The 11,490-nt window shown below is 51.7% G+C and carries 9 protein-coding genes; 6 read left to right on the top strand and 3 right to left on the bottom strand.

Annotation, left to right across the window (positions count from 1 at the left end):
* Together egtD and egtB are read right to left on the bottom strand one after the other, a co-directional pair.
* Positions 1-1,011 (bottom strand): L-histidine N(alpha)-methyltransferase, encoded by a 1,011-nt coding sequence (egtD, locus tag FJM74_RS10095; protein WP_187262477.1) that lies wholly within the window; start codon positions 1,009-1,011, stop codon positions 1-3.
* Positions 1,012-1,014: 3 nt separating this feature from the next.
* On the bottom strand, positions 1,015-2,298 hold the full coding sequence (gene egtB, locus FJM74_RS10100) for an ergothioneine biosynthesis protein EgtB (RefSeq protein WP_317175549.1): 1,284 nt from the start codon (positions 2,296-2,298) through the stop codon (positions 1,015-1,017).
* Positions 2,299-2,878: 580 nt separating this feature from the next.
* Between egtB and FJM74_RS10105 the strand changes: the two genes are divergently transcribed.
* Positions 2,879-3,967: an o-succinylbenzoate synthase gene (locus FJM74_RS10105; RefSeq protein ID WP_187262478.1), complete on the top strand. Its 1,089-nt coding sequence runs from the start codon at positions 2,879-2,881 to the stop codon at positions 3,965-3,967.
* Between the two features lie 406 nt (positions 3,968-4,373).
* On the opposite strand, the gene FJM74_RS10110 is transcribed toward FJM74_RS10105, so the two are convergent.
* Positions 4,374-4,844 carry a hypothetical protein gene (locus FJM74_RS10110; protein WP_187262479.1) on the bottom strand — a complete coding sequence of 157 codons (471 nt, stop codon included), beginning with the start codon at positions 4,842-4,844 and terminating at the stop codon, positions 4,374-4,376.
* Positions 4,845-5,719: 875 nt separating this feature from the next.
* Here FJM74_RS10110 and fucP point away from each other — a divergent pair.
* The 5 genes from fucP (at position 5,720) to FJM74_RS10135 (ending at position 11,025) form a co-directional block, all read left to right on the top strand.
* On the top strand, positions 5,720-7,063 hold the full coding sequence (fucP, locus tag FJM74_RS10115; RefSeq protein WP_187262480.1) for an L-fucose:H+ symporter permease: 1,344 nt from the start codon (positions 5,720-5,722) through the stop codon (positions 7,061-7,063).
* 58 nt (positions 7,064-7,121) lie between these two features.
* Positions 7,122-7,886, top strand: a complete 765-nt coding sequence (locus tag FJM74_RS10120; protein ID WP_187262481.1) for an SDR family NAD(P)-dependent oxidoreductase — start codon at positions 7,122-7,124, stop codon at positions 7,884-7,886.
* Positions 7,887-8,278: 392 nt separating this feature from the next.
* Complete coding sequence (locus FJM74_RS10125) at positions 8,279-9,130, top strand: fumarylacetoacetate hydrolase family protein (protein WP_187262482.1); 852 nt, start codon at positions 8,279-8,281, stop codon at positions 9,128-9,130.
* Positions 9,123-9,956 carry an amidohydrolase family protein gene (locus tag FJM74_RS10130; RefSeq protein WP_187262483.1) on the top strand — a complete coding sequence of 278 codons (834 nt, stop codon included), beginning with the start codon at positions 9,123-9,125 and terminating at the stop codon, positions 9,954-9,956. Before FJM74_RS10125 ends, FJM74_RS10130 begins: the two co-directional genes overlap by 8 nt.
* Positions 9,957-10,008: 52 nt before the next feature.
* The gene (locus FJM74_RS10135; RefSeq protein ID WP_187262484.1) at positions 10,009-11,025 is read left to right on the top strand and encodes a zinc-binding alcohol dehydrogenase family protein; all 1,017 of its coding nucleotides are present in this window, start codon (positions 10,009-10,011) and stop codon (positions 11,023-11,025) included.
* The last annotated feature ends 465 nt before the right edge of the window (positions 11,026-11,490 follow it).

Here is an 11,490-nt window from a genome sequence, read left to right on the forward strand (position 1 = left end):
TTAATCTACAGAGAATAGTATATCAGCAAAATACTGCTGCTTGTCCAGAAAAACCGATTCTATCCTGAAATTGGTGGCCTGCCCCAGTTCCTGCGCCTGCTCAAACGAGTATTTGTGTGAGCTCTCGGTATGGATGGCTTCCCAGGCGCCGAACCTGAACCCCTGGCCGATGGCCTCAATCCAGACTTCCTGCCTTTTGCGGCTGATCAGGTAGCTGCGCATGACGCCGGCCTGCGGGTCGTAGGTGGCATGGTGGCTGAAGCTGTCCAGGTCGAAATTGCCGCCTAGCTCCTCGTTGATGCGCCGGAGCAGGTTCAGGTTGAAGGCTGCTGTTACGCCGGAACTGTCGCTGTAGGCCTGCAGGATGATGCCGGGGTCTTTCTGGAGATCCATGCCCATGAGCAGTTTGTCGCCGCTGCTGAGGTAGCTCCTGATCACCTTCAGGAACGCCATGCTCTCGTCGGGGCTAAAGTTGCCGATGTTGGAACCCAGGAACAGCACCACCTTCCGCTCCGACTTGTGCTCCTGTAGCCACTCCAGCGCTTTAAAATACTCACCGACCACCGCCTGCACCTTTACTTCGGGCAGCTCCTGGTGCAGCTGCCGTGTAAGCTGCTCCATGGCGTGCCCCGAAATATCGACTGGCACATAGTCGAACTGCTGCCGCTGGTCCTGCAGCTCCCGCAGCAGTATCCTGGTTTTAAGGGCATCGCCGGCTCCCAGGTCTATCAGGTGGAAAAAGCCTACGGCGCCTACCTGTGCGGCGATGGCCTCTTTCTGATCTGTGAGCACTTCAAACTCGCAGCGGGTCAGGTAATACTCCGGCAGGGCCATAATGTCCTGAAACAGCTGGCTGCCCCGGCTATCGTAAAAGTAGCGGGAAGAAAGCGTTTTGTGCTTCCTGCCCAGGCCCGCCTGCACATCTCTGGCAAAAGCAGCTTTCGACTCGCTGCCGTCCGGCTCTCTATGTAGTTCTATAATAGGCAATGTATGGGTGTTTGTCGTTCTCATGTATTAATAGGCCAGCCGGATACCGTTGTATTGCCAGCGTTTGTCAGGGTGAAAAAAGTTGCGGTAGGTAGTACGGATATGGCTCTGGGGTGTGGCGCAGGAGCCGCCGCGCAGCACCATTTGGTTGAGCATAAATTTGCCGTTGTACTCGCCCAGGGCGCCCGGCGCCTTCGAAAAGCCGGGGTAAGGGTGGTAGGCGCTGTAGGTCCACTCCCAGGCATCGCCGAAGAGCTGCTGCACGCCTGCCGCCTCTGTGCTGGCCGCAGTGGGCTCCAGCAGCCCCGCCTCCATATGGTTCCCTCTGGCAGGAGGGTAAAGCTGCGAGGCGGCTTCCCACTCAAACTCCGTGAGCAGGCGTTTGCCGGCCCAGGTGGCGTAAGCATTGGCCTCGTAAAAGCTGATGTGCGATACCGGCTGGGTGGGATCTATTTTCTCCAGCCCCTGCATGCTGAACCGGTGCCACTCGCCGTCCTGCTCCACCCAGTATAGCGGTGCTTTCAGTCTGGCAGATTTTACCAGGGCAAGTCCTTCGTCAAGCCAGTGCCTGAAATCTTGGTAGCCGCCATCCTGCATAAATTCCAGGTATTCGCCGTTGGTTACGAGCCGGTTCATGATGTTGAAGTCCTGTAGCAGCACCTCGTGCACACCCAGTTCATTATCGAAACAGAAATTATTGCCCTGGTGGCCGATAGTGTAGCTGCCGCCAGGCACAGGCGAATACGATGCGGCTATGGCGGCTGGTTGTGCAGCGGCAGGAGCGGCCTGGTAAGCTGGCAACAGCGGGTTGGTGCTCAGGATGTACTTAATGTCGGTGATGAGCAGCTCCTGGTGCTGTTGCTCATGCTGCAGCCCCAGCTCGAGCAAAGGCGCAACCTCAGCGGCCTTCTGCTCGTCGAGCTGCTGCAATAGCTGTTGCATGTGCTCGTCTACGTGCTGGCGGTGGGCGTACACATCGCGCAGCGGGGGGCGGGTAAGGGTGCTGCGCTGGTCGCGCTGCACGCGGTTGCCCACCGTGTTGTAGTAGGAGTTAAAAAGAAAACCGTAGTTTGGGTGAAAGAGCTGGTAGCCGGGCAGGTGTGGCTGCAGCACAAAGGTCTCAAAAAACCACGTGGTGTGGGCCAGGTGCCATTTAGGCGGGCTCACATCAACTATTGGTTGTACCACGGTGTCTTCCGGCTCCAGCGGCTGGCATATTTTTTCTGTCTGTGCCCGTATCTGCCGGAAGCGCTGCAGGTTTACCAGCGGCTCAGAAGCGGTGAGGGTGTTCATAAATTTATCTGACATCATGGGTTGTATACACAAAGGGAACAGCTGTTGCTGCACCAGCTTTAGCTGGCTCCAGCCTGAATTATTTAAATGAAAAAGCCCCTCCGGAAGCTTAAATTGCTGCTACTGCAAGGAGCAGAACCTGCCCTATTCAGAAATAGGGTAAGTTTGTAGGTTTAACTCTTGTCAGGAGCAGGTGCCAAACGAGTTTGGTTTATCCTGAGGTATTTATCTGCCAGGGTTATTTTCTTAACATAACTGTTTACTTTATACGTATGTTTTTAGTTTTGCAGGAGCCGGGCAAGGCAACTGGTCTCTTGCAGCCCTTTTTACACTTTTTGCCAGACTTAGCACATACACGTAACTATTATTGAGGCAGTTGGAGAAGAGAAAGAAGTCTGGATGTCGGAATTATTCTAATCAAAACAGCCCTTCGGAGACCTCTGCTGCTCCTGCTGCTGCTGATCCGGCTCACATACCACAGATTTTATACCATCTGGTAAAAAGGTTTAATGATCGTAATGCAGCCGGAAAGCAAAGCTGCTAACATTTCTGATTTTGAATTTGGCGAAGCACATGCTGCTGGCCTTAACTTAATTTTATGCGCTATCAACTACAGTTTATTCCCCATACTCTGCTTTTTAAGTTCAATGCCCGCACGTCTCGTGGGGCCATCACCGAGCACCGTGTGTATTACCTGCAGGTATGGGAGCAAGGCAAACCAGAAATTAAAGGAACCGGTGAGTGTGCCCCGCTGGCCGGCCTTAGCATAGACCACAGGCCGGAACTGGAGCAAAAGCTGCAGCAGCTCTGCCAGTTGGTGAACGATGGCGCCGCAGCCCTTGCCGATGCTGCCGGTGCCCTGCAGGTAGACGAACTAGAGCTGGAGGCCTGGCCCGCGGTTCGCTTTGCCCTCGAAACAGCCCTGCTAGACCTGCAGCAAGGTGGCCGGAATCGCATTTATAACAACTCCTTCAGTAGGGGCGAAAGCGGTATTCCGATTAATGGCCTGATCTGGATGGGCGACAAAAGTTTTATGCAGGAGCAGATAAAGCAGAAGCTCCGGGAGGGGTTTACTTGCCTGAAGCTAAAAATAGGCAGCCTCGATTTTGCCACCGAACTGGAGATACTGGAGAACATACGCCGCACGGCCAGTGCCGCCGAACTAACGGTGCGGGTAGATGCCAACGGGGCCTTTCAGCCGGAGGGAGCTTTCCGGAAACTAGAACGGCTGGCGCGGTACGAGCTTCACTCCATCGAGCAACCCATCCGGCAGGGGCAGGCGGAGCAGATGGCCCAGCTCTGCGCCTACACGCCCGTGCCCGTCGCGCTCGATGAGGAACTGATCGGGGTGCACCGGCAGGAGGAGAAGACTGCCCTCCTGGAGCAAATTAAGCCGCAGTACATTATCCTGAAGCCGACCCTGGCAGGTGGCCTGGCGGCAAGTGCCCAATGGATAGAACTGGCAGAAACCCGAGGCATCGGCTGGTGGGTAACCTCTGCCCTGGAATCGAACATCGGCCTGAATGCCATCAGTCAGTTTACAGGCAATTACCCGGTTACCATGCCACAGGGCCTTGGCACGGGGCAGCTGTACCACCACAACATCGTTTCGCCGCTGCAGATAGCGCAGGGGGAGCTGTGGTACCGGCAAGAGCAGGAGTGGGGCAGCCTGCCTATTTCAGGCTAAAGAGCAGCATCAGCAGCAAATAATTCCCTCATAGGGCTATTTTGATTAAGATAATTTAAGAAACCACCATTGCAATCGTACTGCCGCCGCGAGCTTTCAGCTCGCATGTACCACACTTTCATATTAGAAATAAAAATTTCGGTTTTCCGTCAGCTCAGGACTCCATTAATTCAGTAGAGGGTATTCACTTTTATGAGTCAGAATGTACACACACTGCCTTCCTGGCTATTAACGAGTTGAAAACTCACGGCAGAGATACTGTTTGGCTATCTAAAGATGGCCTTTCATTTGGCTATGCACCTGAATCATTTCCAGAACATCAGTGGTTTCTGCTTAGAAACTGCACGTAACAGCAGCGGCCTGTCAGTTAACTGACAGGCCGCTGCTGTTACGTGCAGAAAAGTAATTACAACTTTCTGAATTTATAGGTGAACTCCCCTCTCCTGGAGGTAATATAGGAGTCGCCGGATTTGTAGCTGGCATAGCGAAGTATCTTTTCCCAAACCATTTCAGTTTCTGTGAGGGTTGTTATCTCAAAAATATCCTGACGGTTTTCGGAGTCGGTGATCACGATATAGCGGGTGGCGCTGGTATCTGGCAGGGCATATTTTACGGTGGCCTCGCTGCCCGAAATCGAGTGCAGAATTTTCATGTTGGGCTTGTTGAAGGTATGGCGGACTTCTACCCTCGAGGTGTCGGTGTGGGCTACCTGGTCGTTTCCATCTATATAAACAGATATTGTTTCGTAATTGGCCCACTCACCTTTCAGTTCTTTGTCCAGCGCAGTCTCTACAATTGGCTCGGCCTCCTCGTCGTCTTTGCAGGAAGTGAAGGTGAAAAGTATCAGTAATATCGGAAGTAAAAACAAGTGTTTCATGATTAAAAAAGATTAAGATAAAAAAGGATAATTGGATTTAAAGGTTATACGTTTCTTTTAAAGAACCAGGCGTCAGGATTTGCAGCTGGGTTTTAGAGGGACTGGCATCCGGGAGAAGTATAAAATTTGACTCTCATAATGTGCTTTGATCTATAAACGACTGGTTTTACGGAGAGGGGTTTGAAAGGATTCAATAATTTGAATAAAAGATTTTAAGCTCTCCGGAAGCCGGATTTTGAGCCCACCTGTTAACATAAGCTGTGTTGGTTAAAGAAAATTTATGACATATATTGTGCAATTTATGAATTATGGGTAGGGGCTTCACCAGTTTAGTTTCTTATGAAATAGTAGACTATTTATTTTGTGAAAAAATGAGGATAGGGGTAATAGGGAGGAGAGTCCGGGGAGATCGCCGCTCGCAGGTAAGGTACTACAGCCAATGACCACTTTACCAGCCTCCCCCAAGGTTGAAGCTGGCAGCTTTACGGCTTATAGTAGCGCATTGTCCGGAAGGCAGGCTGGGCAACTCAGGGGAGAAATGGCATTAGTAAGCTGAATTAATGCGCCGGAGCTCCCTTTTTTTAACTAACATGTTAATATTTCATAATAACCTGCTAATAACTGAGAGTAGATTGACCTGGAATTTACTTTTCTTTGGATAAACAAACAATTGTTTGTAACTAGTATGCAGCTAAATCCGGTTGCCCTGAATTAATCCTGCTTTAGCACTTGTCAGGGGCTTGAAGTATGCCTTTTGCTGGCGGCTTTAGCTGCCCGGCAGGCCTGATGACAACTTGAAGGCAGGCGCACCCGAAACTAGAAACAGTAGCAACAGCAACTGAAATTTTCTGCATTGTAAAAAACTTAAACAACACATGAGTAGTTCCGCACCCAAGGCCTCCCTGTTTACCAGAGGCACCATCCTGCCCTTCATCCTGATCACTAGCCTCTTTTTTATGTGGGGCCTGGCCAATAACATGACCGACACGCTGCTGGCGGCCTTTAAGCGGATTATGAGCATGTCCGATTTCCAGACAGCCTGGATTCAGTATGCCTTTTATGGTGCCTATTTTTTCCTGGCGCTCCCAGCTGCCGTCATCATTAAGAAATACACTTATAAAACCGGTGTGCTGCTCGGTCTGGGGCTTTTTATTCTGGGGTCGCTGCTCTTTTATCCGGCCAGCATTACCATGGCGTACGGGCATTTTCTGGCGGCACTTTTTATACTGGCGGGCGGGCTCTCCATTCTGGAAACAGCGGCCAACCCCTACATTGTAGCGCTTGGGCCCGAAGAGTCTGGCACGCGGCGGCTTAACCTGGCGCAGGCGTTTAACCCGATCGGCTCTATTATGGGGGTTCTGCTGAGCAAAGTATTTATTTTGTCGCAGCTCAACCTGTCCAGCGCCGAGGAGCGGAAAGCCATGAGCAGCGCAGACCTGGCGGCCATTCAATCAGAAGAACTTACGGCGGTGATGGGGCCTTATGTAGGGGTGGCTCTTTTTCTGATGGTGCTGTGGCTTGTATTGAAATTTACCAAAATGCCGAAAGCGTCTGATAGCGGTCCTGATCTTGAGCTGGGCCCCACGCTTAAACGACTTATCAGAACGCCGCATTATGTGTGGGCTGTGGTGGCGCAGTTCTTTTATGTGGGCGCTCAGATCTGTGTCTGGTCCTTCACGATCAGGTATGTGATGCAGGAGCTGAACCTCAACGAAGATAGTGCCTCTAACTATTACTTGGCCTCATTGGTGCTGTTTATGTTGTCCAGGTTCGTTTTTTCGGCGCTCATGACCTTTATTAAGCCCGCCACGCTCCTCCTGATAACGGGGGTTGCGGCAGCGCTTTGCACCCTGCTCGTGGTGGTGGGCAGCGGCCACCTGGGAGTTTACGCTCTTGTCGGAATTTCCGGGTGCATGTCGCTCATGTTTCCAACCATTTATGGCCTGGGCATCAGAGGTCTGGGGAAAGACACCAAGCTGGGCGGTTCGGGCCTGATTATGGCCATTCTGGGAGGTGCTCTAATTACGGGTGCCCAAAGTATTGTTTCTGACTTAACCGGAAGCATCGGCCTCTCGTTTGTTGTGCCGATGGCCTGCTTTCTGGTGATTGCCATGTACGCGGTGGTTGCTGGCAAACACGAGGAGGCCCTGAACAGGCGCCTGCGCAGCGAAGGCGCCACCAATGTGCCCGACGAGCTGCCGTTTAAGGCGGTGCAGTAGCAGGCGTAACTAAACTGGAATCTCACTTTCGATTATCAATTCAAGAAAATTTATAAGCATGTTTGAGTTAACAGATAAAGTTGCCCTGGTAACAGGTGCAGGTAGCGGCATAGGCAAAGCTGTAGCCCTTACGTTTGCAAAACAGGGAGCCATCGTGCACGTGCTGGACCTGAACCAGGAACAGGCGCAGCAGACCGTTTCTGAAATTGAAGAGGCCGGTGGCCGCGCTGTTGCCACCACCTGCGACGTAACCAACCACCAGCAGGTGCAACAGGTGTTTCAGCAGATCGGCACCATCAACATTCTGGTGAACAGTGCCGGCATCTCGCACATCGGCAAAGCAGACACAACCTCTGAGCAGGACTTTGACAAAGTATACCAGGTAAACGTGAAGGGCGTGTACAACTGCCTGTTTGCCGCTATCCCGCTCATGCGCGCCAACGGAGGCGGAGCCATCCTGAACATGGGCTCCATTGCCGCCGTTATCGGATTGCCCGACCGTTTTGCCTACTCAATGAGCAAAGGTGCGGTGCAGGCCATGACCATGTCAGTGGCCAAAGATTATATCCACGACAACATCCGCTGCAACAGCATTTCACCTGCGCGCGTGCACACTCCGTTTGTAGACGGTTTCCTGGCAAAGAACTATCCGGGGCAGGAGCAGGAGATGTTCGATAAACTCTCTAAAACGCAACCAATCGGCCGTATGGCCAAACCAGACGAAATTTCGAAGCTCATCCTGTACCTCTGCTCCGACGAAGCCTCTTTTATAACCGGAAACGATTACCCGATAGACGGTGGCTTTATCAAACTGAACAACTAAGTGCAAGAGCGGCAAAAAGCCTCCGGAGGGGCTTTTTCATTGGAATAATTTGTCAGAATCAGGATTTACAGAATTAGAGAATATTCAGCATACTGCACTCAAATTTTTTCTAAACTTTCTCTAATGGTAAAAGAATTAATGGTAGAAGAATTATTCTGTTCATTCTTAACATTCTGTAAATTCTGATTCTGACAAAATTTTGGTATACACTAAATCCGGAGGAGAGAACCGGGCGTTTTGTCTTGGAAAGGAGGAACCTGTACTCTGAACTTATGGCAGCAAAAAAAGTCCTCTGGAACATAAGATTCCAGTTATAACAAAGTATCTTTACCAAATAACAAAGTATTTACTAATAAACACGCTGTGTCGGCTGGCACAGCATTTTCTATACTATGAAGCTAATACGATACGGAGAACCAAACCAGGAAAAAACAGGCGTACTGATCGATGATGTAGCCTATGATACCTCAGCCTTTGGAGAGGATTATAATGAGCGCTTTTTTGAGACAGACGGCCTGAACCGACTGCAGGAATTTGTGGACAGCAACGAAGGAAAATTGGAGCGTATACCGGAAGGAAGCCGCCTTGGCAGCCCTTTTGCACGCCCTTCCAAGATCGTTTGCATCGGCCTTAACTACGCCGACCATGCCCGCGAAACCAACGCCAAGGTGCCAACAGAGCCGGTTATCTTTTTTAAGGCTACCACCGCTTTAACAGGCCCTAACGATAATATCGTTATCCCGAAAAACTCTGTGAAAACAGACTGGGAAGTAGAGTTGGCTTTTGTGATCGGTAAAAAAGCCAGTTATGTAAACGAAGCCGAGGCGATGGACTATGTAGCCGGTTACTGCCTGCACAACGACGTGTCGGAGCGGGAGTTCCAGTTGGAGCGTGGCGGCACCTGGGACAAAGGCAAAGGTTGCGATACTTTTGCGCCCATAGGCCCGTTCCTGGCAACCAAAGACGAGATTGCCGATATCGATAACCTGCGCCTGTGGCTGAAGGTAAATGGCGTGATGATGCAGGATGGCAACACCTCTAATTTTATCTTTAAGATCCCGCACCTGGTGTCTTACCTGAGCCAGTTCATGACCCTGCTTCCCGGCGATGTGATCTCTACCGGAACCCCGGCTGGCGTTGGCCTTGGCTTCGACCCTCCGGTGTACCTGAAGCCGGGCGACGTAGTAGAGCTGGGTATAGAAGGCCTGGGCGTTTCCAAGCAAAATGTGAAAGCGTATGCTTAAAATTGATGCCCACCAGCATTTCTGGAAATTTGATCCGGTTCGCGACAGCTGGATAAACGACGACATGGCTGTGATCCGGCGCGACTTCCTGCCGGAAGACCTGCAACCCGTGCTGCAGCAAAACGGTTTTGATGGCTGCGTGCTGGTGCAATCGGCACAGCCGGAGTTCGAGAACGATTTTCTGCTGGAGCAGGCGGCGAACCACTCCTTTATTAAAGGCGTGGTGGGCTGGGTCGATTTTTTTGCGGAGGACCTGGAGCAGCGCCTGGAGCAGTGCACCCGGTTCGAGAAGCTGAAAGGCTTCCGCTACATTCTGCAGGGAGCCGAAGACCGCGCCCTGATGCTGACACCGGAGTTCCGGAAAGGCATCAGCAGACTGCAGCCATTCGGTTACACCTACGACATCCTGATCTTCCCGGACCAACTGGGCTACAGCAGGGAGCTGGTGGCGGAGTTTCCGGAGCAGCCTTTCGTGATCGACCATATCGCCAAGCCTTACATTAAAGACAAAAAGCTGGACGGCTGGAAACAGGACATGCAGGCCATGGCGGTACATCCTAACGTGCTTTGTAAAATATCGGGCATGGTGACAGAGGCAGACTGGCAGAACTGGAAAAAAGAAGACTTCCGGCCTTACCTCGACACCGTAGTGGAAGCTTTTGGCACAGACCGGATCATGTATGGCTCCGACTGGCCGGTTTGTCTGGTGGCGGGTGCTTATGAAGAAATGCTGGCAATTGTGCAGGATTACTTTTCGGCCTTTAGTGCGCAGGAGCAGGCAGCCTTTTTCGGAGGCAATGCCCAATCTTTTTACAAGCTTGGCTGAGCAGGCATTTTGACGGAAACAGCAGTAGAGACACTATATAATACGCGTAGAAATGAAAACATTAGTTTGCACCACTCCCAGGCAGTTTGATTATGCCACAGGAGAGAAGCCTGCCTTAACTCCCGGGCATGCCATTATTAAGATCAGGCGCATAGGCATCTGTGGTACCGACCTGCACGCTTACGAAGGCACCCAGCCATTTTTTGAGTATCCGCGCATACTGGGGCACGAGCTGGCCGGTGAGCTGGTGGAGTTCGACGATGCTCCGGGCTTTGAAATAGGAGAGGCCGTTACCTTTATTCCTTACTTTAATTGTGGTACCTGCATTGCCTGCCGTTCTGGCAAGCCAAACTGCTGCACCCAGATGAAGGTGTGCGGCGTGCACGTGCATGGCGGTATGGTAGAGTACCTGTCGGTGCCGTCTTACGCGCTGGTGCATGGCGAAGGCCTGAGCTTTGACGAGTTGGCGCTGGTAGAGCCGCTTGCAATCGGTGCGCATGGTGTGCGCAGAGCCGACGTAAAAGCAGGTGAGTTTGTGCTGGTGATCGGGGCAGGTCCTATCGGGCTTGGCATTATGGAGTTCGCCCGCATTGCAGGCGCCCAGGTTATTGCCATGGACATAAACGATTCGCGCCTCAATTTCTGCAAAGAGAAACTGAAGGTGCAGCACATCATCAATGCCCTGTCGCCGGATGTAACCGAGCAGCTGCAGCAGATCACCAACGGCGACATGCCTACGGTGGTGATAGACGCCACCGGCAGCCAGCGCGCCATCAATAATGCGTTTCAGTACATGGCCCACGGGGCTCGCTATGTGATGGTAGGCTTGCAGAAAGGGGAGGTGAGTTTCAGCCATCCGGAGTTTCATAAGCGGGAGTCTACGCTCATGAGCAGCCGCAACGCCACCCGCGAAGATTTTGAGCATGTGGTGGCCAGCATGAAAAAAGGCTTAGTGGAGCCAACCACTTACATTACCCACCGCGTCCTGTTCGACCAGGTAAAAGATGAGTTTGCCGGTTGGCTCGATCCCGCCAATGGCGTCATCAAAGCCATGGTAGAGCTCGATTAGCAGGTTGTGCTAAGTACATCCAGGTAAATTTTGTCGAATGGAGGCGCAATTATTCCAATAGAAAAGGCCCTCTAGAGCCTTTTATCCCTTGCCTCCCCGGTCCTTCATTCGTCCGAAATTAGTTGCAGGTACTTAGTACTTCTTCAATTTGATGTTTAGAAAGTTTTAAGGCTTGCAAAGCTGCCAGAAAGCCTGTCTGTCATCATTTCTAATTTTGAATCTGGAAGAGCATCGTGCCGGCAGCAGCCACTAATGTTGGCGGATAGCCGTTTTTATTCAAATAATTTGCGATTACCAGCGCCCCGGTCAGATGTAAGGTCTTGTCGGGGCGCTGCTGTTTCAGCCATTCCTGGAGTCCTCCGCTTTACCGACTCCTCCCACATAAGCAGGCATTTGTAATTTTCCTGCAATTGTTGCTGCACTTTGTTGCATAGAGCCACATTACTCGTTAATAGTCCAGCCCTT

The sequence above is a fragment of the Pontibacter beigongshangensis genome (assembly GCF_014332515.1).
In the GTDB taxonomy this organism is placed as follows: Bacteria; Bacteroidota; Bacteroidia; order Cytophagales; family Hymenobacteraceae; genus Pontibacter; species Pontibacter beigongshangensis.